Here is a 25,055-nt window from a genome sequence, read left to right on the forward strand (position 1 = left end):
GGCTGAAACCGGAAGGCTCTATGCCTTCACCTTTGCTCCTGCCGGATCGTAAAGCGGCTCGAGGTGTATCTTAGCCGGTGTCCGTTCCATTGCCACCACCAGCTCGTAGTTGCCGGAAGTGAGGAAATCATCGTTGACGCCATCGGCATTGCGCACATAGCCGTAGCCGATGTTCTTGCCGATGGTGTAGCCATAGCCGCCGCTGGTGAGATAACCGACCGCCTCGCCGTTGCGCAGGATGGTCTCGCGCCCGAGCAGCACGACGTCCGGATCATCGACGGTGAAGCCGGCAAAGCGTTTGCTGAGCGTCGAGCCATCGAGCTTTTCAAGCGCCCGCCGGCCGAGGAAATCGGTGTTCTTCCTGAGCTTCACCGCCCAGCCGAGGCCGGCCTCCTGCGGCGTGTCGTTGGGTGTAATGTCGGCGCCCCAGGCGCGGTAGCCCTTTTCCAGCCGCAGCGATTCCAGCGCCCGATAGCCGACCGGGCGAATGTCGTGGACAGCGCCCGCCGTCATCAGCGCGTCGAAAACCTCGCCCGTCGCCGCGATCGGCGCATGCAGTTCCCAGCCGAGTTCGCCGACATAGGTGACGCGCAGTGCCCGGACGGCGTGACCGGCAATGGCGATCTCGCGAACATGGCCGAATGGAAAGGCGGCATTCGAGACGTCGGCATCGGTCACCGCTGACAGCACGTCACGGGCGCGCGGCCCCATCAGCGATAATGTGCCGAAATCCTCCGTGACGTCGGTCAGCGTCACGTCGAACTCCCTGCCGATATGATCGGCAATCCAGGAGAAATCATGCGTGCGGAAACCGGTGCCGGTGACGATGTAGAATTTTTCCTCACCGAGCCTCGCCACGGTCAAATCGGCCTCGATGCCGCCGCGCGTGTTGAGAAGCTGCGTGTAGGTCAGCCGGCCGACCGGCTTGGCGACGTCGTTGGCGCAGATCCAGTCCAGCGCCTTCAGCGCGTCGGCTCCGGTCATTTCGTATTTGGCGAAAGACGACTGGTCGAAAATACCGATCTTTTCGCGCACGTGGCGGTGCTCGTCGCCAACCGCCGGGAACCAGTTCTGCCGGCCCATCGAATAGACGTCCTTCGGCTCGATGCCTTCCGGCGCGAACCAGTTCGGCCGCTCCCAGCCAAGTTTCGAGCCGAACACGGCGCGATGTTTTTGCAGCCGCTCGTACAAAGGCGAGACGATGCGCGGTCGGCCGCTGACATATTCCTCATGCGGGAAGCCGATCGTGTAGTGCTTGCCATAGGCTTCCAGCGTGCGGTCGCGGACCCATTGCCGGTCGCGGTGGAGATCGGAGAAGCGGCGGATGTCGACCACCCACAGATCGAGCGGCGCCTCGCCGTCGACGACCCATTGCGCCAGCACCCAGCCGGCGCCGCCGCCGGACGCGATGCCAAAGGCATTGAAGCCGGCGCCGACGAACATATTGGCGCATTCCGGCGCCACACCGAGGATGAAATTGCCATCCGGCGTAAAGCTCTCCGGCCCGTTGATCATCTGCTTGACGCCGGCATTGGCGAGCGCCGGGACACGCTCGATCGCCTGGCTCATATGCTGCTCGAAATGATCGTAATCATCGTCGAACAGCCGGAACTCCCAATCGTCCGGCACATCGCCGCCCGGCAGACCGGTCGTCCACGCCTGCGGGTTCGGCTCGTAGCCGCCCATCACCAACCCGCCGACCTCCTCCTTGAAATAGGTGCGGCGATCGGGGTCGCGAATTGTCGGCGCGTCGGTCGGCAGGCCATCAATCTTTTCGGTGATGATGTACTGGTGCTTCACCGGCTGCAGCGGCACGTTTATCCCGGCCAGCGCACCCACCTGCCGCGCCCATTGCCCGGCGCAGTTCACCACCTTGTCGCAGGCGATATCGCCTTTGCTGGTCTTTACCGCGGTGATGCGGCCGTCTCTCATTTCGAAGCCGGTGACTCGCACCTCCTCGAACAATTTTGCGCCATGCATGCGCGCACCCTTGGCCAGCGACTGGGTGATGTCGGAAGGGCTTGCCTGACCGTCGGTCGGCAGCCAGGACGCGCCGACGAGGTCGCCGGTTTCCAGCAGCGGCCACATTTCCTTGACCTCGGCCGGCGACAGCAGATGCATGTCCATGCCGAAGCTCTTAGCCGTCGTTGCCAGCCGCTTATACTCGACCCAGCGGTCGCCATTGGTGGCGAGGCGCAGGCAGCCAGTCATCTTCCAACCGGTGGCGAGGCCGGTTTCGGCTTCCAGCCCCTTGTAGAGATCGACCGAATATTTGAGCACGCGCGTGATCGACGCCGACGAGCGTAGCTGGCCGACCAGCCCGGCAGCATGCCAGGTCGAACCCGAGGTCAGTTTGCCCTGTTCGAGCAGCACGATTTCGGCCTTGTGGTCGCGCGCCAGATGATAGGCCGTCGAACAGCCGATGATGCCACCGCCGATGACGACGATCCCGGCCTGGGCGGGCAAGGTCATGTCCGCGTCCCGTATTTTGTCCTGTAGTTTTCCAGGGCGGCTTCGAGCCGCGCCAGGTTTTCGTCGGCGTAGGCGGCGTAGTCGACACCGGGCGCGTCGAGGTAAAGCTCGGAAACCATGCCCCACATCGCCTCACGCAGCAGCGACGCGCATTGCATGGCGGCGTGCGAGCGCCGTATCGCCGGGTCCGGCTCCTTCATGAAATAGGCGGTCAGGAAGGCGAAGGACTCCTCGTCGCTCATGCCTGCATTCGACGCTGCGCCGGCAAGGTCGAACATCGCGGTGTTGAAGCCTGCATATTCGAAATCGATGAGCCACAGCCTGTGACCGTCGTCGATTATGTTAGCCGGCAAGAGGTCATTATGGCCGAATACGATCGGCAGCAGCTTTTGCGCGCGCTCGAGCTCGTTCGCCAGCGTCAGCAGGCGCGGCAGGTCGCCCAGCTTGCGGCTGCGGCCTTCCTCCAGCGTGCGCGCATAGTCGCGAATGACATGGAATACCCAGAACATGAAGCCGGCGCCGGAGACATGACCGGGCATCTCCCGGTGGAAACCGCGCAGCAATGCGGCAACGCGGCCGAGATCGGCGCGCACGTCCTGCGCGACATAGGCCTTGGCGCCGAGATACTCCGTCACCATGACGCCGGGTCCAGTGTAGTGGACGGCCGGAGCGAAGCCTGCCGCGTGCGCTGCCCGCGCCGTCATCATCTCGCGCTCGCGAAAGACATGGTGGAACGGATAGTCCTGGCCGAGCCGCACGACGTGCCGCCCGGCCGCGTCCTTGACCAGATAATTGGCATTGCTCAGCCCGCCCGGCAGCGGCGCGATGTCGATGCTGCCGGTCCAGCAAGGCAGCGCACGGATGCGGTCTTCGACAGTCACGATCTCGTCCAACATTGGGTCAATTTTCCACGCATGTCACGGCTGGCCAGCGATGACAATCGGACGGAGGAATGGAGGCAACGCGAAGATCTCGTCGGTGCAGATCTCGGGATCGGTATCCCGCACCGCACCGACGAGCCCCTTTGTGCCGGGTTCTTCGACGCCGGCATCCGCCCCCGCGGATCCTGAATTTCGGCACCCTTGCACCCGACGATCTCCCGGGCGTTCGGGCAGCGATTTTTCGTGCGGCTCAGCCGTCGTCCTCCGTTCCGAGCCTGTCACAGCGATAATGTCGCGCCACGCTGGAGGCGTTGTCAACGCGAAATTGTGGTATTTTCTGGTTTTTTGCCCGAATTTTGCTAAATTCCTTGGAGTTAGTGGCATTTATGCCGTAGAAGCGGTCAGCGGTGCAACAATCCGACCGGATGGAACCGATGGTCCACTCGAAGCGGCATGGCGAAATCCTGCGCCTCCTCAAGGAGGAAGGCACGGTGACCATTGCGAGCCTGGCCGACCGGCTGGGCGTCTCGCTGGAGACAGTACGCCGCGACGTCAAGCCACTGACCAGCGACGGTTCCATCCTCAAGATGCACGGCGCCGTCGGCCTGCCGTCGATTGCCGGCGAAGCGCCGTTCGAGCGGCGCATGCGCGAGAACGCCGATGCCAAGCGGGCAATAGCGCGCATGGTCGCCGCCACCATCCGCGACGGCGAATCGATCATGCTCGACACCGGCACCACCACCTCTTTCCTGGCCCGGGAACTGCTCGGCCACCGGCGGCTGACGGTCGTCACCAACTCCTCCGACATCGCCCGCACACTGGCCACCGTCAACGGCAATAAGGTCTACATGGCCGGCGGCGAGCTGCGCAGCGATTCCGGTGCTGCCTTCGGCGTCTCGGCCATCGAATTCGTCAGCCGCTTTTCCGTCAGCCATGCAGTGATATCGACCGGTGCGGTCGATGCCATAACCGGCGTCATGGACTATGATCTGGAAGAGGCCGAATTCGCCCGCATGGTACTGTCGCGCGGCCAGCGTTCGCTTGTCGTCACCGACCATAGCAAATTCGGCCGCCAGGGCCTTGTTCAGGTCTGCGGCTTCGGCGGCTTTTCCGAACTCGCGACCGACCGTCCGCCGCCGCACGACATCGGCGCCGCCCTCGCCCAGGCCGGCGCACGGCTCAGCATTGCCGATGGCGGAAGCGAGGGCTGAGCTCTATCGTGAGCTCTGTCGGGAGATCTGCTCCAGCACCCACTTCCCAGCGCCGCGTCTGCCGTGTTTAGTCCGGCCATGGCTTTCACCATCCGCCAATTGCAGTTCTTCATCGCCGTCGCCGAGCAGGGCACGGTGTCGGGCGCCGCCCAGAACCTGTCGATCTCGCAATCGTCGGTCACCGAGGCGATCAAGGAGCTGGAGCACGATCTCGGCGTCGAGCTGTTCGAGCGCCACCCGCGCGGCTTGAACATCACCCACAAAGGCCACCAGTTCCTGCGCCATGCGAGAAAGATCCTGGCCGACGTTTCCGATGCGCGCCGCGCCTTCTTCGGCGAACAGGCCGCGGCAAGCGGGCGGCTGCAACTTGGCGTCACCTCGCTGGTCGCCGGCTATGTGCTTTCCGATCTTCTTGCCCGCTACCGCCGCGCCTATCCGGGTGTCGAGGTCTCGGCGATCGAGGACAATGGCGACTATCTCGAGCACCTGTTAATTGGCGGCAAGCTCGACATTGCCGTCATGGTCACCTCGAACCTGCGCGACCGCACGGCACTGCAGTCCGAAATCCTCGAAGTCTCGGCCTACCGGCTGTGGCTGCCGCTCGGCCACCCCTTGGCCGGTGCCGACATCATCGGCATCGGCGACATCGCCTCGGAACCGCTGATCATGCTGACCGTCGACGAGATCGAGGAGAATACCGGAAAGCTGCTGACGGCAATCGGCGCCAAGCCGCATGTCGCCTTCCGCACCCGCTCGGTCGAAGCGGTGCGCAGCCTCGTCGCTACCGGCGCCGGCGTGGCGCTGCTGCCCGACCTCGTCTACCGGCCATGGTCGCTGGAAGGCGACCGCATCGAATCGCGCGATATTTCGGGATCGTTGCCGGTCGTCCAGGTCGGCATGGTCTGGCGGCGCGGCTCCGGTCTGCCGCAGGCGGCGCGCGACTTCATCGGACTTGCCCAGTCGCAGCGCATGGTGCGCCAACGGCCCGAGAAGATTGGCCGCTGACGTATCGGAAAAATCGATATCGGCTTTCTGATAAATGAATTTGCGAAACCGGAAATTTCGCAGCACTTTTCGGTCAGGGAACAAAGCTGCCGTTAGAGCGCGACGTGCGTCCAATTGGACGCACATAGTACGCTCTAAGACTTTTAGTTTTCGCATCGGGCCTTCCGAAAATCGATTTCCGATTTTCGGGCCGATGCGAGGAGCACGGCCCTTCAGGGCCGCGCATCCAACGTTTTTGAACGGGCGCATGACCTTCTTCCGAAACCCGAAACCGGTTTCGAGGTCATGCAAAAATGGGAGATCGACGATGAATTCATTGCTGAAATCATGCACTGCCTTGACAGTCGCGCTGAGCTTCTCCGGCCAGGCCATCGCCCAGGTGAAGGAGCTCGGCAAAGGCGAAGGCGAGGTCAATATCGTCGCCTGGCCGGGCTATATCGAGCGCGGCGAAACCGACAAGGCCTATGATTGGGTCACTTCGTTCGAGAAGGAAACCGGCTGCAAGGTCAACGTCAAGACCGCCAACACCTCCGATGAGATGGTCTCGCTGATGAACGAGGGCGGCTTCGATCTCGTCACCGCCTCGGGCGACGCTTCGCTGCGCCTTGTCGCCGGCAAGCGCGTCCAGCCGATCAACACCGACCTCATACCGAGCTGGAAGACGGTCGACGACCGGCTGAAGGATGCGCCCTGGTTCACCGTCGGCGGAGTCCATTACGGCGTCCCCTATCAGTGGGGGCCTAACGTGCTGATGTACAACACCGAAGTGTTCAAGGAGGCGCCGAAGAGCTGGAACGTGGTCTTCGAGGAAATGAAGCTTCCCGACGGCAAGTCGAACAAGGGCCGCGTCCAGGCCTATGACGGGCCGATCCACATCGCCGACGCTGCCAATTACCTGATGGCTCACAAGCCGGAGCTCGGCATCAAGGATCCGTACGAACTGACCGAGGATCAGTACAAGGCGGCGCTCGACCTGCTGCGGGTCCAGCGTACGCTGGTCGGACGCTATTGGCACGACGCCGCCATCCAGGTCGACGATTTCCAGAACGAAGGCGTCGTCGCCTCCGGTTCTTGGCCCTACCAGGTAAACACGCTGATCGCGGCCAAGAAGCCGGTCGCCTCGACTATCCCCGAGGAGGGCGTCACCGGCTGGGCCGATACCACGATGATGGAGGCCGATGCTGCCCACCCAAACTGCGCCTACATGTGGATGGAGCATTCGCTGTCGCCAAAAGTGCAGGGCGACGTCTCCGCCTGGTTCGGCTCGCTGCCGGTGGTGCCCGCCGCCTGCAAGGGCAACGAACTGCTCGGCGAGGAAGGCTGCAAGACCAACGGTTACGACAATTTCGACAAGATCAAGTTCTGGAAGACGCCGGTCTCGAAATGCGCCACCCAGAACGACCAGTGCGTGCCCTATTACCGCTGGGTGTCGGACTATATCGGCGTCATCGGCGGGCGGTGAGTTCGCCTCACCTACGAAGCTCGGCGCTGCCCCTCACCCTTACCCTCTCCCGGTGAAGAACCGGGGGGTCGCCAGCGTTGGAGCGCCTCCCTTCTCCCCGTCCACTATACGAGGAGAAGGTGCCGGCAGGCGGATAAGAGGCAGCGCTACCGCCTGAAATTTGATGAGCCTGACAGATCAGGACAGCCCCATGACCTCCGCCGTTTCCTTCCAAAACGTCTCTCGCCATTTCGGCAGCGTGCGTGCCGTTGACGCGGTCGATCTCGACATCGTGCCGGGCGAGTTCTTTGCCATGCTCGGGCCTTCCGGCTCGGGCAAGACGACGTGCCTGCGCCTCATCGCCGGTTTCGAGCAGCCGACGGCGGGCTCGATCTCGATCTTCGGCGAACGCGCCGAGGGCGTGCCGCCCTATCGCCGCAACGTCAACACCGTGTTCCAGGATTATGCGCTGTTCCCGCATTTCAACGTGCTCGACAACGTCGCCTATGGGCTGATGGTCAAGGGCGTCGGCAGACCGGAGCGGCAACAGGCGGCGGAAGAAGCGCTGGCGCTGGTGCGGCTTCCCGGCTACGGCGCCCGTCGCCCTGGCCAGCTTTCCGGCGGCCAGCGCCAGCGCGTCGCGCTCGCCCGTGCGCTGGTCAACCAGCCCAAGGTGCTGTTGCTCGACGAGCCGCTCGGCGCCCTCGACCTCAAGCTTCGCGAAAACATGCAGGAGGAGTTGAAATCGCTGCAGAAGGCGCTCGGCATCACCTTCGTGTTCGTCACCCACGACCAGGGCGAAGCGCTGTCGATGGCCGACCGCGTGGCCGTCTTCAATGACGGCAAGATCATGCAGATCGGCACGCCGGAAGACATCTACCAGCGCCCCAAGACCCGCTTCGTCGCCGATTTCGTCGGCTCGTCCAACGTGCTGCCGCCGGATTTCGTCCAGCGCTATGCCGGCCAGTATCGCTGGGGCAGCCTGCGGCCCGAATCCATCCGTATTGGCCGGGCCAACGGCGAAGGGGTTGCCGCCCGCCTGGTCTCGACCAACTATCTCGGCGCCACGACAAGACTGGCGCTCGATGCAGAGGGCTTGCGACTGCATGCCATCGTGCCGGCGGGTGCTGTGCTGCCGGGGGAAGGCGAGGCGGTGGTGCTCACCTTCAAGCGCGAGCATTTGCATTTGATGGACGAGTTCGGATGAGCCTCGACACCGTCATGCCGCGCGCCACGCCGCCCGCCATCCTGCCGCGAAGCGGCGGCCTGCGTGGCGCGGTGTCGGATATTTTTTGGCGACAGCCGAAGCTGCTGTTGCTCCTCATGCTGCTGCCGCCGGTTTTGTGGCTCGGCATCGTCTATATCGGCTCGCTCTTCGCATTGCTTTTGCAGAGCTTCTTTTCGATCGACGAGTTCTCCGGCCTGATCAACCGGCAATTCACGCTGAAGACCTATGGCGACCTGCTGCAGGCCGCCAATCTCGACATTATCCTGCGCACGGTGACAATGGCGGCGCTGGTGACGCTGGCGGCGGCGGTCATCGCCTTTCCCATCGCCTATTATGCGGCGCGCTATGCGCGCGGCCGTTGGAAGGCGCTGTTTTATCTCGGCGTCATGCTGCCGCTGTGGTCGAGCTACCTGGTCAAGATCTATGCCTGGAAGCTGATTCTCGCCAAGGAAGGCATCCTGACCTGGCTGCTGGCCAAATTGCATCTTCTGTGGCTGCTTGATGCCTGGCTGTCGCTGCCGGTCGTCGGCGGCAACTCGCTGTCGGTCTCCTCAACCGGTACCTTCATCGTCTTCGTCTATGTCTGGCTGCCGTTCATGATCCTGCCGGTGCAGGCCGCACTCGAGCGCGTGCCGGGCAATTTGGTCGAGGCTTCGTCCGATCTCGGCGCCTCGCCGGGGCAGACCTTCGGCAACGTGCTGTTCCCGCTGGCGCTGCCCGGCATCGTCGCCGGCTCGATCTTCACCTTCTCGCTGACGCTCGGCGACTACATCATCCCACAGATCATCGGCACCTCGCGGCTGTTCATCGGCCAGGCCGTCTATTCGCAGCAAGGCACCGCCGGCAATATCCCGCTCGCCGCCGCCTTCACCGTGGTGCCCATCGTCATCATGGGCTTCTACCTCTGGGGCGCCAAGCGCATGGGGGCTTTCGATGCGCTCTGACCGTGGCCCATCCGCGCCGATCGGCCTGAAGCTCGCTGCCACCGGCGGCCTGCTTTTCCTGCATTTGCCGATCCTGCTGATCTTCGTCTATGCCTTCACCACCGAGGAGAAGAGCTTCGTCTGGCCGCCGCCGGGCCTGACCACGCAATGGTTCGCCGTCACCTGGAACCGCCCCGACGTCTGGCAGGCGCTGTCATTGTCTGTGCGGGTCGCGGCGATCTCGACTACCATCGCGCTGGTCCTGGGCACGCTGTGCGCCGCTGCCGTGTCCCGCACAAAATTCTTCGGCCGCGAAACCATCTCGCTGCTGGTCATCCTGCCGATCGCGCTGCCCGGCATCATCACCGGCATCGCGCTGCGCTCGGCCTTCGCGCTGGCCGAAATCCCGTTCTCGTTCTGGACGATCGTGCTCGGCCACGCCACTTTCTGCGTGGTCGTCGTCTACAACAATGCGGTCGCCCGCTTCCGCCGCACGTCCGGCTCGATGATCGAGGCGTCGATGGATCTCGGCGCCGATGGTTTCCAGACCTTTCGGCATGTCGTGCTGCCCAACATCGCAACCGCGCTGCTGGCCGGCGGCATGCTTGCCTTTGCGCTGTCCTTCGACGAGGTCATCGTCACCACCTTCACCGCCGGCCAGCAGCAGACGGTGCCGATCTGGATGCTCGAAGAATTGATCCGTCCGCGCCAGCGTCCGGTCACCAATGTCGTGGCGATGGTGGTAGTGCTGGTGACGCTGCTCCCCATCCTCGCTGCCTATTACCTGACCCGCGACGGCGACCAGATCGCCGGTTCGGGCAAATGATCTCGTTCACAAGGGAGAGACTTCCATGGACACGCAGATGCTGATCGGCTCTAAATTCGAAAAAGGCACCGAGACCGAGGAGCCGATCCTCAACCCGAAGACCGGGGCGACCATCCTCAATCTGCCCGAGGCCAGCCCAGCGCAGATCGAGGCGGCCGTGCTTACTGCCGAAAAAGCCTTCGTCACCTGGTCCCGCACAACACCGGCGCAGCGCGCCGGCTATCTCCTGAAGATCGCCGATCGCATCGAGGCTGCTGCACAGGATTTCGCGGCGCTCGAGGCGCTGAACTGTGGCAAGCCGATCAATGCCGTGCTCAATGACGAGATCCCGGCGATCGTCGACTGCTACCGCTTCTTTGCCGGCGCGGTCCGCTCGATGCCCGGCCAGGTCGCCGGCGAATACATTCCCGGCCACACCTCGATGGTCCGCCGCGACGCCATCGGCGTTGTCGCGTCGATCGCGCCGTGGAACTATCCGCTGATGATGATGGCCTGGAAGCTGGCGCCGGCGATTGCCGGCGGCAACACCGTCGTCTTCAAGCCGTCGGAACAGACGCCACTGACCGCGCTGAAGCTGGCGAAAATCCTTGCCGAGATCCTGCCGGAAGGCGTCGTCAACGTCGTGCTCGGTCGCGGCGACAGCGTCGGCAACACGCTGATCAACCACCCGAAAGTCAACATGATCTCGATCACCGGCGACGTCGCCACCGGCAAGAAGGTGCTGCAGGCTGCCGCCAAATCGGTCAAGCGCACGCATCTCGAACTCGGCGGCAAGGCGCCGGTCATCGTCTTCGACGACGCCGATCTCGGCGCGGTGGTCAACGGCCTGCGCGCCTTCGGCTATTACAATGCCGGCCAGGACTGCACCGCCGCCTGCCGCATCTACGCCGGCAAGAAGATCTACGACAAGCTCGTCGCCGACCTCTCCGCTGCCGTCTCGACCATCAAGTATGATCGTCCTGACGATACCGAAAACGAGATCGGCCCGCTGATCTCGCGTCGCCAGCGCGACCGCGTCTCGAGCTTCGTCGAGCGCGCCTCTGAGCTCAAGCACATCGAGATCACCACGGGCGGCAAGCCGGGCGAGGGCTCCGGCTTCTTCTATCAGCCGACAGTCGTCGCCGGCGCGCTGCAGGAGGACGAGATCGTGCGCCGCGAAGTGTTCGGTCCGGTGGTCTCGGTCACCCGCTTTTCCGAAGTCGACGAAGCGGTGAACTGGGCCAATGATTCTGACTACGGCCTAGCGTCGTCGGTGTGGACCAAGGACGTTTCGCGGGCCATGGCGACAGCGGCCCGGCTGCAATATGGCTGCACCTGGATCAACACCCATTTCATGCTGACCAATGAGATGCCGCATGGCGGGTTGAAACAATCCGGCTACGGCAAGGACATGTCGCTCTACGCGCTGGAGGACTATACCGCCGTCCGCCACGTCATGGTCGCGCACGGGTAGCGCGACACGGTGGCCTGAAAGGCCGAAAGAGACGGCGCGACTATTCTTCCGCCTCCTGCGCCCCGTCCGCAGCCGGCGCCACCAGCAGCACGGCGGCGCCGAGGAGCGCGGCAATGAAGGAGCCAGCGAGGATGCCGACCTTGACCGCGTCCTGCAGGGCGCCGTCGCCGGCGAAGGCGAGCAGGCCGATGAACAGGCTCATGGTGAAGCCGATGCCGCAGAGCAGCGAAATGCCGACCATGTGCAGCCAGCCGGCATTGACCGGCAGATCGGCGAAGCCAAGCCGGATGGCAAGCGCGGAAGACCCGAACACCCCGACCAGCTTGCCGGCGACGAGGCCGGCGGCGACGCCGAGCGTCAGCGGCTCGGCCAGGGCGGCAGCGCTGAGACCGGCGAGCGAGACGCCGGCGTTGGCAAAGCCGAAAATCGGGATGACAAAAAAGGCGACGACTTTGTGCAGGCCGTGTTCGAGCCGGTGCAGCGGCGAATGGTCGAGATCATGGCCGCTGCCCGGCGATATCTTCAGCGGTATGGTGAGGGCCAGCGCGACGCCGGCGAGCGTCGCATGGACGCCCGATTTGAGCACCAAAACCCACAGAATGATGCCGAGCAAGATGTACGGCAGCAGCGTCAGCACCCGCATGCGGTTGAGCACCACCAACAGCGCGATCACGGCGAAGGCGGCGCCGAGATAGGCGAGCGAGAGGCCGCTGGTATAGAACACCGCGATGATGAGCACCGCGCCGAGATCGTCGATGATGGCAAGCGCCGTGAGGAATATCTTCAGCGAACCCGGGACGCGGCTGCCGAGCAGCGACAGCACGCCGAGCGCAAAGGCGATATCGGTGGCGGTTGGGATCGCCCAGCCGGACAGAGCGGCTGGATTGTTGCGGTTGATGGCGACGTAGACCAGTGCCGGCGCTGCCATGCCGCCGGCGGCGGCGATGCCGGGCAGCACGCGGCGCGGCCAGGTCGACAGCTGGCCGTCAAGCATTTCGCGCTTGATCTCGAGACCGACCAGCAGGAAGAACACCGCCATCAGGCCGTCATTGATCCAGTGCGAGACGCTGAGCGGTCCGAGATAGGCATGGAGGGCGGAGAAATAAGCCTCGCCCAGCGGCGAATTGGCGACGATCAGGGCCAAGGCCGCCGCAGCCATCAGGATGAGGCCGCCGGCCGCCTCACTGTCGAGGAATTCGCGCAGCATGGAGACCAGCCGCTTTTCGTCCTGCATGTCGCCTCCGTCGTATCAGCGGCAAGGTCCGACACCGCCAAGCGATGATGCGCAAACAGCGCTGGCCGGGCAAGCCTGTAATGAGAGCCCTTTAGCGCGGCGCGCGCTTGGCGAGGATGCGTTGCAGCGTGCGGCGATGCATGTTCAGGCGGCGTGCGGTTTCCGAGACGTTGCGGTCGCACATTTCGTAGACGCGCTGGATGTGTTCCCAGCGCACGCGATCGGCCGACATTGGATTTTCTGGCGGCGCTGCGCGTTCGCCCGCGGTGCGGGTCAGGGCGGCAAAAATATCGTCGGCATCGGCCGGCTTCGACAGATAGTCGATGGCGCCGAGCTTTACCGCTGTCACCGCAGTGGCGATGTTGCCGTAGCCGGTGAGGATGATGGCGCGGGCGTCGTCGCGCTTCTCGCGAATCGCGGCGACGACGTCGAGGCCGTTGCCGTCGGCCAGCCGCATGTCGACCACCGCATAGGCCGGCGGATTGGCGCGCGCCTTGGCAACCGCCTCCTCGACGCTCTCCGCCGTCTCGACCACGAAACCCCTGGTTTCCATGGCGCGGGCAAGCCGCGTCAGGAACGGCTTGTCGTCGTCCACGATCAGCAGCGAGGTGTCCTCGCCTTCGACCATTGCGCCAATCGTTTCGTCAGTACTCATCGTGCTGAAAATCCTGCTGCCTGATTTTTACGCAAATATAGTTTCGCAACGCTATTGTCCAATTTAGGCCGTGTCGAACATGGTGGCCGAAGCCTGCTCGGGATTGAGGAAGACGCTGCGCGGCCACGATATCTGCACGATGGCGCCCTCGCCGGGCTCGCTTGAATTGCGGAAATCGAGCGTCGCGCCGGAGCGTTCGAGCAAGGTTTTGGCGATGAATAGGCCGAGGCCGAGGCCGCCGCCAGCTTCGGTGCCTTGTCGCGTCGACATATAGGGTTCGCCGATTCGGTCGATGATCTCCGGTGGAAAGCCCGGCCCGTCGTCGATGATCGAGAAGCTGACGGCGGCCTCATTCCAGTTCCAGCGCACTGTCACGCTGTTGCGGGCGAAGTCGACCGCGTTCTCGACCAGATTGCCGAGGCCATAAATGACGCCGGGATTGCGCCGGCCCACCGGTTCCGGGCCGATGCGCTCGCCCGGCCGAAGCTTGATCGAAATGCCGAAATCGCGGTGCGGCGCCGTCACCTCCTCGACCAGCGAGGTCAGCGGCAGGCGCGAGAGGTGCACCTCGCTCTCGGAGGACAGGCTGGTCAGGCGCTTCAGGATTTCGCGGCAGCGCTCGCTCTGCGAACGCAGCAGCTTCACGTCCTCGCCGTATTTCGGATCTTCGCCAAGCGCCTTCTCCATTTCCTTGGCGACAAGTGTGATGGTGGCGAGCGGCGTGCCGAGTTCGTGCGCGGCGGCCGCGGCGAGGCCGTCGAGGGCAGAGAGATGCTGCTCTCGCTGCAACACCAATTCCGTGGCGGCAAGCGCGTTGGCAAGCAGCCGCGCCTCCTCGGCCACCCGGAAGGCATAGATCGCGGTAAAGGCGATGGAGCAGAACACCGCCATCCACATGCCGGCGACATAGATGAACGGCATCGCCAATGGCGCCCTCTCATGCCAGGGCAGCGGCAGGTGGTAAAAGACCAGCAGCGTCGCCGCCACGATCACCAGCGCGCCGAGCATGGCGGTCAGCCGCAGCGGCAGCGACGTCGCCGAGACGACGACGGGTACCGTCATCAGCAGCGAAAACGGATTGGTAAGGCCGCCGGTCATGTAGAGCAGGCCGGCAAGCTGCAGGCTGTCGAAGGTAAGGATGGCGAAGGCCGAGAACGGGGTAAGCCGATGCGCCGCCGGATAGCGGAAAGTCAGCAAAAGGTTCATCCAGGCCGAACAGGCGATCAGCGCAAAACACATGCCGACCGGTAGCGGAAATTTCAGCCCGTAAGCGACCACAAGCACGGTCAGGCTCTGGCCGACGATGGCAAGCCAGCGCAACCTGATCAGCGTGTTGAGGCGCAGCCGCTGGCTTTGCTGGAAGTCGGGTGCGTGCAGGATGTTTATCATGGCCAGTGATTATAGAGGGGAAACAGCCGGAGGTCTTTTCCGAAAACCGTCGAAGCTGGGCCTCGGTTCGGGATGACAGTCTGGAAGCATCAGGTACCGCGCGGCTTGGCGCGGCTGGTGGCGGCGGCGAGAAGCGGGTTCTCCGGCCAGACATGCCTGGGATAGCGGCCGCGCATCTCTGCCCGCACATCGGCCCAGGAGCCGCGCCAGAAGCCGGGCAGGTCGCGCGTCGTCTGGATCGGCCGGTGCGCCGGCGACAGCAATTCGAGCGTCAGCGGCACAGTGCCGTTGGCGATCGCCGGATGCCGGTCGAGGCCGAACAGTTCCTGCACGCGGATCGCCAGCACCGGCCATTCGCCGTCATAGCGGATCGGCAGCCGGCTGCCCGACGGCGCGTCGAAATGGGTCGGCGCCAATGTGTCGATCTTGCGCTGCAATTCGTGCGGCACCAGCGTCATCAGGCCTTGCGAAAGCACGCTGGGATCGATTGCCGCAAAGGATGCCGCGCCGGAAAGGAACGGCAGCAGCCAGTCGTCGAGGCGCTCGAGGAGCGCGGCATCGGAGACATCGGGCCATGGCACGCCGAGGCCGCGATGCAGCCAGCCGAGCCGCTGCCGCAACGTCTCCGCCTCCCTGTTCCACGGCAACAGGGACAGGCCGTGTTCGCGCAAGGCGTCGAGGATGGCGCGATCCGCGTCGGCACCGGTCGGCGCCGGCAGCATGCGTTCGGACAGCGTGATGGCGCCGAGGCGAACCGTTTCGCGCACCCGCACCGCGCGCCTGTCGCGGTCGAAGCTCACCTCGCGGCGGGTCTCGATCTTTTCCGCCAGCGCAGTGCGGATGTCGGCCTCATCGATGGCTGCCGCTGCGGTGATGCGGGCGTTCTGCGCCTTGCCCTGCAGGTCGGCGACGACGAGCCAGGTCTCGCCGGCCAGCGGATCGGAGGCGTCGAGCATGGCGCCCGAGCCGTTGGCAAGCACGAAGCGGCCACGCTCGCCGCGCGCTTTGGCGACCCGATCCGCCCAGGCGTGGATGAGGAGAGCGCCGGCTGTGCTGCCCTCCCCCTTGAGGCGGTCGGAAGGACGGGCGAGACCCGTGGCTCGCCCCGGCGCGTCGATCCGCGTAGCGGATAGGGGTGGGGCCGCTTCGGGCACGCCATCGACGACCCCGCCCCGTCTCGCTCGTCTCGCTGCGCTCGGCTCGCTCGCCGACCCTCCCCTGGAGGGGAAGGGTGAAGCCTGCTTTGCCAGCCTCTCAGCCAGCTGCCGGGCGGCGGTGGCGCGCGGCGATCTTTCGGCGCGAAAGCGCAGCAGCCGCCTTTCGAGATCGGCACCATCGCCGCCAAGGCCACGCTCGGTCAATAATACGGCGAGCATCGCCGCCTCGAGCGCCTCTCCGGTCCTTGCCGCCTCGGCGACCATATGGGCGAGCCGCACCGGTAGCGCCAGCCTACGCATCGCGGCACCGGCATCCGTCAGGCGTCCTGCCGCATCGACAGCATCGAGCGCACGTAGCAGTACCCTCGCCTCGGTGAGCGCCGGAGCCGGCAGGGGGTCGAGGAAGGATAGACTGGTCGGATCGGCGACGCCGAACGCTGCGCTATCGAGCAACAGGCCGGAAAGATCGGCCTCGAGGATTTCCGGCGGCGTGAAGGCCGGCAGGGCCGCTGTCTGCTCGGCCCGCCACAACCGGATGGCGACGCCCGGCTGCGTGCGTCCGGCACGGCCGGCGCGCTGGTCGGCGGAAGCGCGGGAAGCACGCACCGTCTCCAGCCGCGTCAGGCCGCTCGCCGGTTCATAGCGCGGCAGCCGCGACAGGCCGGAATCGATGACGACGCGGACGCCGTCGATGGTGATGGAGGTTTCGGCGATCGACGTCGCCAGCACGACCTTGCGGCGGCCGAGCGGCGCCGGCTTGATCGCCGCGTCCTGCGCCTTGTTGTCGAGCATACCATAGAGCGGCACGATGTCGGTATCGGCGCCGACCTTGCCCGCCAGCCGCTCGGCGGTGCGCTCGATCTCGCGCTGGCCGGGCAGGAAAGCGAGCACGCTGCCCTCCTCCCCGGCAAGCGCCGAGCGGATCGCCTTGGCCATGGCGTCCTCGATCGTGACGCCGGCCGGCCGCTCGTCATAGCGGATGTCGACCGGGAAGGCGCGGCCCGCGCTCTCGATCACCGGCGCGCCGGACAGCAATTTTGCGACACGCGCGCCGTCGAGCGTTGCCGACATCACCAGCAATCTGAGTTCGGGCCTCAGCGCACCCTGCACGTCAAGCGCCAGCGCCAGCCCGAAATCGCCGTCGAGCGAGCGTTCGTGGAACTCGTCGAATAGCACCGCCGCGACACCAGGCAGTTCCGGGTCGTCGAGGATCATGCGGGACAGCACACCTTCGGTGACGACGAGAACCCTGGTCTTTGCGGAACTGCGGTTTTCCATGCGCATGGCATAGCCGACGGTTTCGCCGGGCTCTTGGCCGAGCAATTCGGCCATGCGGCGGGCGGCAGCGCGGGCGGCGAGGCGGCGCGGCTCGAGCAGGATGATCTTTCCGGCGCCGAGCCATTCAGCGTCGAGCAGCGCCAGTGGAACCAGTGTCGTCTTGCCGGCACCGGGCGGCGCCACCAGCACGGCGCTGTTACCATGGCTCAGCGTTTCATTGAGCGCCGGCAAGACAACGGAGACCGGCAGGTCCGGCAAGGGTTTTGTCGTCATTGTGCTATGCTGTGCAGCCAGTTGGCAGCAACCGCATATCAGCGGTGGCGGTCGCGGCGCAACCTCGGCGCCGACTCAAAGCCTGGTCCGCGAAAACGGGTTCCAGCGCACCGTGCCGAGCCGCACCTCCTCGCGCACCATGGTCAGCAGGCCGGAACCGCCGACCACGGCCAATCCGACTAGCGACAGAAAATCCGGATATTCCCTGAAAAACAGCGCACCCAGAACCACCGCCCAGACGATCTGCGAGTAATGCGTCGGCGCGATGCGGTTGGCCGGTGCGTATTTGACCGCCAGCAGATGCAACAGCTGGCCGCCGGCGGTAAAGGCGCCGGCCAGCACCAGCCAGGCCCATTGCCTGCCATCCGGCAGCGAGAACGAGGTAGCCGCCGCACCGGCGCCGTTGAAGAGCAGGCCGTAGCCGATCAGCACGCCGAGCATCGTCGTGCGCTTTTCCTGCGCGGCGAGCGAACGCATCAGGATCACATTGGTGGCGGCCAGGAAGGCGATGATGAACGCCGCCAGATGACCAAGATGCAATTCGCGAAACCCCGGCCTGACGACCAGCATGACCCCGGCAAAGCCGGCGACCACCGCCAGCCACCGCCACGGGCCGACCTTCTCCTTGAGGACCAGCGTGGCCAGGATGGTGACGAACAGCGGCGCCAGAAAGATGAGCGCATAGACTTCCGCCAGCGGGATGGTGGTGAAGGCATAGACGCTGAGCACGCCCGAGGCGATGCCGGCCCAGGCCCGGGCCTGTACCGCCCAGGGCCGGTTGGTGCGCCAGAAATCGAGCCAGCGCTCGCCTGCCGGCCTGGCAAAGAGCAGAAAGCAGCCGGCAAACAATGTCGAGAAGAAGCCGATCTCGAAGACGTTGAACTGCCCGCCCAGGCTTTTGACAACGGCGTCGCTGCACGAATAGCTTGCATAGGCGATGAGTGCGAGCAGAATTCCGTTGGGCACGTTTTTCCATTTCCGGGAGAGATGAGAGTGAAGATATTGGCGCTTGGCGCGCATTCGGACGACATCGAAATCTTCATGTTCGGTACGATGGCGGCCTATGCCGCGCAAGGCGCAGAACTCTTTTTTGCCATAGCCACGGATGGCACCAGGGGCGGCTACGGCGATCCGTCAGCGCTGGCCCGCACGCGCCGCAAGGAGGCGACGGCGGCGGCCGGCCTGCTTGGCGTGACGCCGCGCTTCCTCGACTTTCCCGATGGCGGGCTGGTCGCGGATGCCACGCTGATCGGGGCGCTCAAAGCACTGATCGGCGAGATAGGGCCGGATCTGGTGATAACGCATGCGCCGAACGACTATCATGGCGACCACCGCGCGCTGTCGGATGGCGTGCGCATCGCAGCGTCATTCTCGGTGCCGGTGCTACATGCCGACACGTTCGGCGGCACCGGGTTTGCGCCAACGCACTACGTCGACACCTCCAGGCATTTCGATCTCAAGGCGGAGGCGATCCGGGCGCACCAGTCGCAGGATCCCGAGCGTTTCGTCGACGCGGCGCGCACGCAGAACGCCTTTCGCGCCGGCCAGTGCAACGGCCCGGCCGGATCGTTTGCCGAGGCGTTCCGCTTCGAGCCAGTCTTCCCCTTCGCCGATATCCGCGCGCTTTTGCCGCCGGCCCCAGTGATCCGTCCGGTGGCCGTCAGCAACAAGACGGTGACCTAGACAGGTCGCCGCAACTTCTCACGTTGCTTTCCTGTCCAGTATGCTGCGGTGCAGCAACGAATTCGCTTGCCTTGTTTAGTAAAAATTGCATCACTAAACAAATTACTAAACATCCGGTGCGCCGCCGCGTCGTTGTGTTTGGGCCCCCGAGGAGGGGTTTAGCGGGCTCTTGAAACCGTCATCCGGACGCGTTTCGCAAATGGGAGGAAGGCATGAAATCGACCTTGAAATTGGCGTTGGGACTGGCATCGACACTCTTTGCGTCGACAGCCGTTTCGAATGTCGCGCAGGCAGAAGATCTGACGCTTTGCTGGGCAGCCTGGGACCCGGCCAACGCGCTTGTGGAATTGTCCAAGGACTTCACCAAGGAAACCGGCATCGGCATGAAATTCGAATTCGTGCCGTGGACCAACTATGCCGATCGCTTTCTCAACGAGCTGAATTCGCACGGCAAGCTGTGCGACCTCATCATCGGCGACAGCCAGTGGATCGGCGGTGCCGCCGAGAACGGCCATTACGTCAAGCTGAACGACTTCTTCGACAAGGAGAAGATCAGCATGGACGATTTCGTGCCGGCGACCGTCGTCGGCTATTCGGAATGGCCGAAGAACTCGCCGAATTACTGGGCGCTGCCGGCCATGGGTGACGTGGTCGGTTGGACTTACCGCAAGGACTGGTTCTCCAAGCCGGAGCTGCAGAAGGAATTCAAGGAAAAGTACGGCTGGGATCTCGGCCCGCCGACGACCTTCGACCAATTGAAGCAGATCGCCGAATTCTTCCAGAAGCGCGACATCGACGGCAAGACCGTCTATGGCGCGTCGATCTACACCGAGCGCGGCTCGGAAGGCATCACCATGGGCGCCATGGACGTGCTTTACAGCTTCGGCTTCCAGTACGAAAACCCGAAAAAGCCCTACGAGATGGAAGGCTTCGTCAACTCCGATAAATCGGTGAAGGGCCTGGAGTTCTACAAAGCCCTCTACGATTGCTGCACCCCTCCCGGCGCCTCGAACAGCTACATGGGCGAAGGCGTCGATGCCTTCAAATCCGGCCAGGTGGCGATGCACATGAACTTCGCCTTCACCTGGCCAGGCCTGCAGAAGGACGAGAATGTCGGCGGCGACAAGATCGGCTATTTCGTCAATCCCAAAGGTCCGGACGGGGACCAGTTCGCCCAACTCGGCGGCCAGGGCATCTCGGTGGTCTCCTATTCCGACAAGCAGGAAGCCGCGCTCAAATACATCAAATGGTTCGCCAATAAGGACGTGCAGTCCAAATGGTGGTCGCTCGGCGGCTATTCCTGCCTCAACGCGGTCGTCAAGGACCCGGCCTTCCCGGCCAGCCAGCCCTATGCGCAGACCTTCCTCGACTCGATGGCCATCGTGAAGGACTTCTGGGCCGAGCCGAGCTATGCCCCGCTGTTGCAGGCATCGCAGAAGCGCTTCCACGACTATGTCGTTGCCGGGCAAGGCTCCGCCAAGGATGCGCTTGACGGCCTCGTCAAGGACTGGACCGAGGTCTTCCAGGACGATGGCAAGATGTAGCCGGGGCAAGATGTAAACGGCTCCTCCCGAGCCCGTGACCGAACCGTCCCGTGCCACTTGGCACGGGACACAGTTCAGATAAATTCCATTGTCGAGACGAGCCAAGTGACCGAAGCAGGACTGACCATGCTCAATCGGACGGCGGACAGCGTTGCCCGGGCTACGCCCGAGCCGTTGGCCCGCAAGGTCCGGGGCATCAGCGACAAGGGCCTCGCCTGGCTGTTCATCTCGCCGACGATCCTGTTGCTGTTAGCTATCAACATCTTTCCGCTGTTCTGGGCAATCTATCTGTCCTTCACCAATTTTCGCGCCAATCGGCCCAACGAGGTTGTGAAGAACCTCGGGCTGGCCAACTACAAGCGCATCCTCGCCGACCAGGACATCTGGATCGCCATGCAGACGACGGCGCATTTCGTCTTCTGGACCATCCTGCTGCAGACGCTGATCGGCTTCACTCTGGCCTGGCTGATCGACCGCAAGTTCCGCGGCCACGCCTTCTGGACGACCATCATCCTGGTGCCGATGATGCTATCGCCGGCGGTGGTCGGCAATTTCTGGCGCTTTCTCTACGAGCCGCAGATCGGGCTGTTCGCCTACGCCGTTTCGTTCGTCACCGGCATTCCGGCAACCGAGATCAGCATGCTCTCCAACGTGTCACTGGCGCCATGGTCGATCATCATCGTCGACACCTGGATGTGGACGCCTTACGTGATGCTGATCTGCCTCGCCGGCCTGCGCTCGATCCCCGAATACATCTACGAAGCGGCCGAGGTCGACCGCGCCTCCAACTGGCGGCAGTTCTGGTCGATCACGCTGCCGATGGCGCTGCCCTTCATCATGCTGGCGGTGCTGTTTCGCGGCATCGAGAACTTCAAGATGTTCGACATGGTCAATCTGCTCACCGGCGGCGGGCCGGGATCGACCACCGAAGTGGCCTCGATCACGCTGAAGCGGCAGGCCTTCGAAAGCTGGCGGACGGGCTATTCCTCGGCTTTCGCCATCATCCTGTTCGTCGCAGTGTTTGGCCTCGCAAACATCTACGTCAAGGCGCTCAACAAGGTGAAGCAGAGATGAGCCTGACGTCAGCCCATTCCGTTGTCGCGCCGTCGGCCACGTCGAAGCGCGTCGCCGGCGCCATCATCGTCGCCTACGCGCTGATCTCGATCGTGCCGCTGCTGTGGATCTTCGCCACCAGCTTCAAGACGCCGCCGGATTCGATCGCCTATCCGCCGAAGATCCTGTTCCAGCCCAGCCTCGAGGGCTACTGCAATTTGTTCTCGACCCGGACTCGGCAAACACCGGAATACATCAACTCGCTGGGACCGGCGACGGGCCTGTGCGACGAGACGGTGCGCAAGCGCAATATGGTGATCGCCGGCCCGTCCAACTTCATGCCGCGCTTCGTCAATTCGCTGATTATCGCGTTCGGCTCGACGTTTTGCGCGGTTTTCCTCGGCACGCTGTCGGCCTATGGTTTTTCGCGCTTCAAGGTGCCGCTGGCCGACGACCTTCTGTTCTTCATCCTGTCGACGCGGATGATGCCGCCGATCGCGGTCGCCATCCCGATCTACCTGATGTACCGGGAGCTTGGCCTGTCGGACACGGCTCTCGGCATGATCCTGCTTTATACGGCGGTCAACGTGTCCTTGGCGGTGTGGCTGCTGAAAGGCTTCATCGACGAGATCCCGCGCGAATATGAAGAAGCGGCGATGATCGACGGCTACACCAGGCTGCAGGCGTTCTGGCGCACGGTGCTGCCGCAGGCGACCACCGGTATTGCCGCAACCGCCATCTTCTGCCTGATCTTTGCCTGGAACGAATATGCCTTCGCTGCGCTGCTGACCTCGGGCACGGCGCAGACCGCGCCGCCCTTCATTCCGACCATCATCGGCGAAGGCGGTCAGGACTGGCCGGCGGTCGCGGCCGGCACGACGATCTTTCTGGTGCCGATCCTGGTCTTCACCATCCTGCTTCGCAAGCAATTGCTGCGCGGCATCACCTTTGGCGCGGTGCGTAAATGAGCATGACCGCAAAACGCAAATCGCGCTGGCCCGTCTGGGCCAGGCGCGGGCTGATGGAAAACGTCGCCACCGCGATCATCGCCATCGGCTTCCTGATGCTGTTCCAGCCCTTCGCACTGGTGCTCTACACCTATTCCTTCATCACCATGCTTGCGGGCACGGCGATGTTCATCATCGTCTCGAAATTTCCGGAGTAGACGATGGCCGAGATCAGGGTCGAACATCTGAGGAAGGCATTCGGCGATTTCGTCGCCGTGCAGGATTCCAACTTCGTCGTCGAGGACGGCGAATTCTTCGTCATGCTGGGGCCGTCCGGCTGCGGCAAGACGACGACGTTGCGCATGATCGCTGGGCTCGAACTGCCGACCGGCGGCAAGATCCTGCTTGGCGGCGAGGACGTCACCATGCGACGTGCCCGCGAGCGCGACATCGCCTTCGTCTTCCAGCTGTTCGCGCTCTATCCGCACATGAATGTGCGGAAGAACATCGGCTTTCCACTGCTGGCGCAAGGCATGCCAGGCGCTGAAATCCGGAGCCGAGTGGAGGAGACGGCGAAGCTTTTGCGGATCGACCATCTGCTCAACAAATCGGTCTCCGGGCTTGCCGGCGGCGATCGCCAGCGCGTGGCGCTCGGCCGCGCCATCGTACGGCGGCCAAAATGTTTCCTGATGGATGAGCCGCTCGGCACGCTCGACACCGAATTCCGCGACCTGATGGTCCATGAATTGCGAGAACTGCACAACCGCATCCACGCCACCACCGTCTATGTCACGCATGACCAGATGGAAGCGATGTCGATGGCCGACAAGATCGCGGTGATGAACCACGGCGTCATCGAGCAGTTCGGCACGCCGCGCGAGATCTACGACCGGCCGGCGACGATGTTCGTCGCCGACTTCATCGGCTCGCCGCCGATGAATTTCCTCGGCTTCGGCGGCGGGCTTTCAAAGGGCGCCAGGGAAATTGTTGTGCAAGGCGCGAAGGTGGCCGTGCCGGAGATCCGCGAGGACGTCGCGCCGGCCGAGATGGCGCTTGGCATCCGACCGGAGCACATCCGCTTCGACGACGCTTCGAAGCTGCGCGGTGCTATTTACGGCACGGAATATCTCGGCACCACTCAGATCGTCGCGGTGGAGACAGCGGACGGCATCATCAAGGCCAGGGTGCCGGCCGAAATCCGGCTCAATCCGGGCGATCATGTGGGCCTGGCGCTGAGCAGCGCGCGGCTGTCGCTGTTCGCAAAAGGATCCGGCCGTGCGGTGCGCACCGAAATCCATGACTCGGCCTCCCAGGGGAGAGCACATCATGGCTGACGTTCACATCAAAAGCGTGACCAAGGCTTTTGGCGAGCATGTCGCCGTCGACAATCTCGACCTGCATATCGCCGACGGGGAATTCGTCGTGCTGCTCGGGCCGACCGGCGCCGGCAAGACGACGACGCTCAGGCTGATCGCCGGGCTGGAGCGTCCGGAAGCGGGCTCGATCCATATTGCCGGCCACGACACGACGACGCTGTCGCCGGCCGAGCGCGACACCGCTTTCGTATTCCAGCAATATTCGCTCTATCCGCATCTGTCGGTTTACGACAACCTCGCCTTTCCGCTGCGCTCGCCAGCACGGAAAATGCCGGAGGATCAGATCCGCCGCCGCGTCGAGGACGTGGCCAAGATGGTGCGCATCCACCACAAGCTGAATAATCGCTCGACCAAACTCTCTGGCGGCGAGATGCAGCGCGTCGCCATCGGCCGCGCCTTGGTGCGCAAGCCGTCGATCTACCTGATGGACGAGCCGCTGTCGTCGCTCGACGCCAAGCTGCGCGCCGATCTCAGGCTAGAGCTGAAGCGCATCCAGGCGGAACTCGGCGCCACAATGCTCTACGTCACGCACGACCAGATCGAAGCGATGACCATGGCCGACCGCATCGGCATTCTCGCCGACGGCGTGCTGGTGCAGATCGGTTCCCCGCGCATGATCTATTCTGAGCCGGCAAACCTTCACGTCGCCGCAAGGCTCGGCCAACCGGCAATCAATTTGTTGCCGGTCGGACTGCTGCCGGATGGCGGCGCGCCGGCGGGAACAAAGACGATCGGTGCTCGTACCGAACATCTTTCGATCGAGAAGGTGGCGAACGGCCATGCCGACGGCGTCGTCGATTGGGTCGAGCATCTCGGCGACCAGAACCATCTGCATGTGACGGTGGGGGCCAGGAAGCTGGTGACGCTAACCGACCCCGACACCGACCTGGCGCAGGGCGACAGGATCATGATCCGCTATCGCTCGCCGCTGTATTTCGGCGCCGATGGGCGACGGCTGATGTGAGCGCTGCGCGAGTGTTTTCCTGGCACCTTTCAACCGGCAATTTCGGGCACCGGACTGGACCA

General features: G+C 63.9%; 21 protein-coding genes. 14 read left to right on the forward strand and 7 right to left on the reverse strand.

Going from position 1 to position 25,055, the window contains the following annotated elements:
- Positions 1-18: 18 nt before the first annotated feature.
- Both NKH04_RS01305 and NKH04_RS01310 read right to left on the reverse strand, forming a co-directional pair.
- The gene (locus NKH04_RS01305; protein WP_353012108.1) at positions 19-2,472 is read right to left on the reverse strand and encodes a GcvT family protein; all 2,454 of its coding nucleotides are present in this window, start codon (positions 2,470-2,472) and stop codon (positions 19-21) included.
- Positions 2,469-3,353 (reverse strand): phosphotransferase, encoded by an 885-nt coding sequence (locus NKH04_RS01310; RefSeq protein ID WP_352995569.1) that lies wholly within the window; start codon positions 3,351-3,353, stop codon positions 2,469-2,471. Before NKH04_RS01310 ends, NKH04_RS01305 begins: the two co-directional genes overlap by 4 nt.
- A 434-nt stretch (positions 3,354-3,787) precedes the next feature.
- Between NKH04_RS01310 and NKH04_RS01315 the strand changes: the two genes are divergently transcribed.
- From NKH04_RS01315 to NKH04_RS01345, 7 genes are all read left to right on the forward strand, one after another.
- Entirely contained in the window at positions 3,788-4,564 is a 777-nt protein-coding gene (locus NKH04_RS01315; protein WP_352767217.1) for a DeoR/GlpR family DNA-binding transcription regulator, read from the forward strand.
- A 78-nt stretch (positions 4,565-4,642) separates the two neighbouring features.
- Positions 4,643-5,569, forward strand: a complete 927-nt coding sequence (locus NKH04_RS01320; protein WP_023676350.1) for a LysR family transcriptional regulator — start codon at positions 4,643-4,645, stop codon at positions 5,567-5,569.
- Positions 5,570-5,876: 307 nt separating this feature from the next.
- Positions 5,877-7,031 (forward strand): ABC transporter substrate-binding protein, encoded by a 1,155-nt coding sequence (locus tag NKH04_RS01325; protein WP_352506953.1) that lies wholly within the window; start codon positions 5,877-5,879, stop codon positions 7,029-7,031.
- 190 nt (positions 7,032-7,221) lie between these two features.
- The gene (locus tag NKH04_RS01330) at positions 7,222-8,217 is read left to right on the forward strand and encodes an ABC transporter ATP-binding protein (protein ID WP_353043959.1); all 996 of its coding nucleotides are present in this window, start codon (positions 7,222-7,224) and stop codon (positions 8,215-8,217) included.
- 14 nt (positions 8,218-8,231) lie between these two features.
- Positions 8,232-9,182, forward strand: a complete 951-nt coding sequence (locus tag NKH04_RS01335) for an ABC transporter permease (RefSeq protein WP_352540499.1) — start codon at positions 8,232-8,234, stop codon at positions 9,180-9,182.
- On the forward strand, positions 9,172-9,987 hold the full coding sequence (locus NKH04_RS01340; RefSeq protein ID WP_352469946.1) for an ABC transporter permease: 816 nt from the start codon (positions 9,172-9,174) through the stop codon (positions 9,985-9,987). The genes NKH04_RS01335 and NKH04_RS01340 overlap by 11 nt, the downstream gene beginning before the upstream one ends.
- Before the next feature lie 25 nt (positions 9,988-10,012).
- Positions 10,013-11,440 carry a gamma-aminobutyraldehyde dehydrogenase gene (locus NKH04_RS01345; RefSeq protein ID WP_353043960.1) on the forward strand — a complete coding sequence of 476 codons (1,428 nt, stop codon included), beginning with the start codon at positions 10,013-10,015 and terminating at the stop codon, positions 11,438-11,440.
- 40 nt (positions 11,441-11,480) lie between these two features.
- Here the strand turns inward: NKH04_RS01345 and nhaA are convergent, their stop codons facing one another.
- From nhaA to NKH04_RS01370, 5 genes are all read right to left on the reverse strand, one after another.
- Positions 11,481-12,674, reverse strand: a complete 1,194-nt coding sequence (gene nhaA, locus NKH04_RS01350; RefSeq protein WP_353043961.1) for a Na+/H+ antiporter NhaA — start codon at positions 12,672-12,674, stop codon at positions 11,481-11,483.
- Positions 12,675-12,765: 91 nt separating this feature from the next.
- Positions 12,766-13,329 carry an ActR/PrrA/RegA family redox response regulator transcription factor gene (locus NKH04_RS01355; protein WP_023676342.1) on the reverse strand — a complete coding sequence of 188 codons (564 nt, stop codon included), beginning with the start codon at positions 13,327-13,329 and terminating at the stop codon, positions 12,766-12,768.
- Positions 13,330-13,392: 63 nt separating this feature from the next.
- Positions 13,393-14,718, reverse strand: a complete 1,326-nt coding sequence (locus NKH04_RS01360; RefSeq protein ID WP_353043962.1) for an ActS/PrrB/RegB family redox-sensitive histidine kinase — start codon at positions 14,716-14,718, stop codon at positions 13,393-13,395.
- An 89-nt stretch (positions 14,719-14,807) separates the two neighbouring features.
- Positions 14,808-17,426: an ATP-dependent helicase HrpB gene (gene hrpB / locus NKH04_RS01365; protein ID WP_353043963.1), complete on the reverse strand. Its 2,619-nt coding sequence runs from the start codon at positions 17,424-17,426 to the stop codon at positions 14,808-14,810.
- 75 nt (positions 17,427-17,501) lie between these two features.
- Positions 17,502-18,392 (reverse strand): DMT family transporter, encoded by an 891-nt coding sequence (locus tag NKH04_RS01370; RefSeq protein ID WP_352448474.1) that lies wholly within the window; start codon positions 18,390-18,392, stop codon positions 17,502-17,504.
- 27 nt (positions 18,393-18,419) lie between these two features.
- On the opposite strand from NKH04_RS01370, the gene NKH04_RS01375 reads away from it, so the two are divergent.
- The 7 genes from NKH04_RS01375 to NKH04_RS01405 all read left to right on the forward strand — a co-directional run bounded on the left by NKH04_RS01375 (position 18,420) and on the right by NKH04_RS01405 (position 24,993).
- On the forward strand, positions 18,420-19,109 hold the full coding sequence (locus NKH04_RS01375) for a PIG-L deacetylase family protein (RefSeq protein ID WP_352919293.1): 690 nt from the start codon (positions 18,420-18,422) through the stop codon (positions 19,107-19,109).
- 212 nt (positions 19,110-19,321) lie between these two features.
- On the forward strand, positions 19,322-20,653 hold the full coding sequence (locus NKH04_RS01380; RefSeq protein WP_352454682.1) for an ABC transporter substrate-binding protein: 1,332 nt from the start codon (positions 19,322-19,324) through the stop codon (positions 20,651-20,653).
- Positions 20,654-20,779: 126 nt separating this feature from the next.
- Entirely contained in the window at positions 20,780-21,727 is a 948-nt protein-coding gene (locus tag NKH04_RS01385) for a carbohydrate ABC transporter permease (RefSeq protein WP_031211681.1), read from the forward strand.
- Positions 21,724-22,674: a carbohydrate ABC transporter permease gene (locus tag NKH04_RS01390; protein WP_352448471.1), complete on the forward strand. Its 951-nt coding sequence runs from the start codon at positions 21,724-21,726 to the stop codon at positions 22,672-22,674. Before NKH04_RS01385 ends, NKH04_RS01390 begins: the two co-directional genes overlap by 4 nt.
- The gene (locus tag NKH04_RS01395; protein WP_023676334.1) at positions 22,671-22,871 is read left to right on the forward strand and encodes a hypothetical protein; all 201 of its coding nucleotides are present in this window, start codon (positions 22,671-22,673) and stop codon (positions 22,869-22,871) included. The genes NKH04_RS01390 and NKH04_RS01395 overlap by 4 nt, the downstream gene beginning before the upstream one ends.
- A 3-nt stretch (positions 22,872-22,874) precedes the next feature.
- Entirely contained in the window at positions 22,875-23,987 is a 1,113-nt protein-coding gene (locus NKH04_RS01400) for an ABC transporter ATP-binding protein (protein ID WP_023676333.1), read from the forward strand.
- Positions 23,980-24,993, forward strand: coding sequence for an ABC transporter ATP-binding protein (locus NKH04_RS01405; protein WP_352925174.1), 1,014 nt, complete (start codon positions 23,980-23,982; stop codon positions 24,991-24,993). The genes NKH04_RS01400 and NKH04_RS01405 overlap by 8 nt, the downstream gene beginning before the upstream one ends.
- Positions 24,994-25,055: the final 62 nt, after the last annotated feature.

Source organism: Mesorhizobium sp. M1365, from assembly GCF_040317865.1.
GTDB lineage: Bacteria > Pseudomonadota > Alphaproteobacteria > Rhizobiales > Rhizobiaceae > Mesorhizobium.

Excerpts from the sequence above, each read along its gene's own strand:
- NKH04_RS01400 (WP_023676333.1), top strand. The coding sequence starts at position 22,875 with ATGGCCGAGATCAGGGTCGAACATCTGAGGAAGGCATTCGGCGATTTC.
- NKH04_RS01385 (WP_031211681.1), top strand. The coding sequence starts at position 20,780 with ATGCTCAATCGGACGGCGGACAGCGTTGCCCGGGCTACGCCCGAGCCG.
- NKH04_RS01315 (WP_352767217.1), top strand. The coding sequence starts at position 3,788 with ATGGTCCACTCGAAGCGGCATGGCGAAATCCTGCGCCTCCTCAAGGAG.
- NKH04_RS01360 (WP_353043962.1), bottom strand. The coding sequence starts at position 14,718 with ATGATAAACATCCTGCACGCACCCGACTTCCAGCAAAGCCAGCGGCTG.
- NKH04_RS01380 (WP_352454682.1), top strand. The coding sequence starts at position 19,322 with ATGAAATCGACCTTGAAATTGGCGTTGGGACTGGCATCGACACTCTTT.
- hrpB (WP_353043963.1), bottom strand. The coding sequence starts at position 17,426 with ATGACGACAAAACCCTTGCCGGACCTGCCGGTCTCCGTTGTCTTGCCG.
- NKH04_RS01355 (WP_023676342.1), bottom strand. The coding sequence starts at position 13,329 with ATGAGTACTGACGAAACGATTGGCGCAATGGTCGAAGGCGAGGACACC.
- NKH04_RS01330 (WP_353043959.1), top strand. The coding sequence starts at position 7,222 with ATGACCTCCGCCGTTTCCTTCCAAAACGTCTCTCGCCATTTCGGCAGC.
- NKH04_RS01325 (WP_352506953.1), top strand. The coding sequence starts at position 5,877 with ATGAATTCATTGCTGAAATCATGCACTGCCTTGACAGTCGCGCTGAGC.
- NKH04_RS01335 (WP_352540499.1), top strand. The coding sequence starts at position 8,232 with ATGCCGCGCGCCACGCCGCCCGCCATCCTGCCGCGAAGCGGCGGCCTG.
- NKH04_RS01305 (WP_353012108.1), bottom strand. The coding sequence starts at position 2,472 with ATGACCTTGCCCGCCCAGGCCGGGATCGTCGTCATCGGCGGTGGCATC.
- NKH04_RS01345 (WP_353043960.1), top strand. The coding sequence starts at position 10,013 with ATGGACACGCAGATGCTGATCGGCTCTAAATTCGAAAAAGGCACCGAG.
- NKH04_RS01405 (WP_352925174.1), top strand. The coding sequence starts at position 23,980 with ATGGCTGACGTTCACATCAAAAGCGTGACCAAGGCTTTTGGCGAGCAT.
- NKH04_RS01390 (WP_352448471.1), top strand. The coding sequence starts at position 21,724 with ATGAGCCTGACGTCAGCCCATTCCGTTGTCGCGCCGTCGGCCACGTCG.
- NKH04_RS01340 (WP_352469946.1), top strand. The coding sequence starts at position 9,172 with ATGCGCTCTGACCGTGGCCCATCCGCGCCGATCGGCCTGAAGCTCGCT.
- NKH04_RS01395 (WP_023676334.1), top strand. The coding sequence starts at position 22,671 with ATGAGCATGACCGCAAAACGCAAATCGCGCTGGCCCGTCTGGGCCAGG.
- NKH04_RS01320 (WP_023676350.1), top strand. The coding sequence starts at position 4,643 with ATGGCTTTCACCATCCGCCAATTGCAGTTCTTCATCGCCGTCGCCGAG.
- nhaA (WP_353043961.1), bottom strand. The coding sequence starts at position 12,674 with ATGCAGGACGAAAAGCGGCTGGTCTCCATGCTGCGCGAATTCCTCGAC.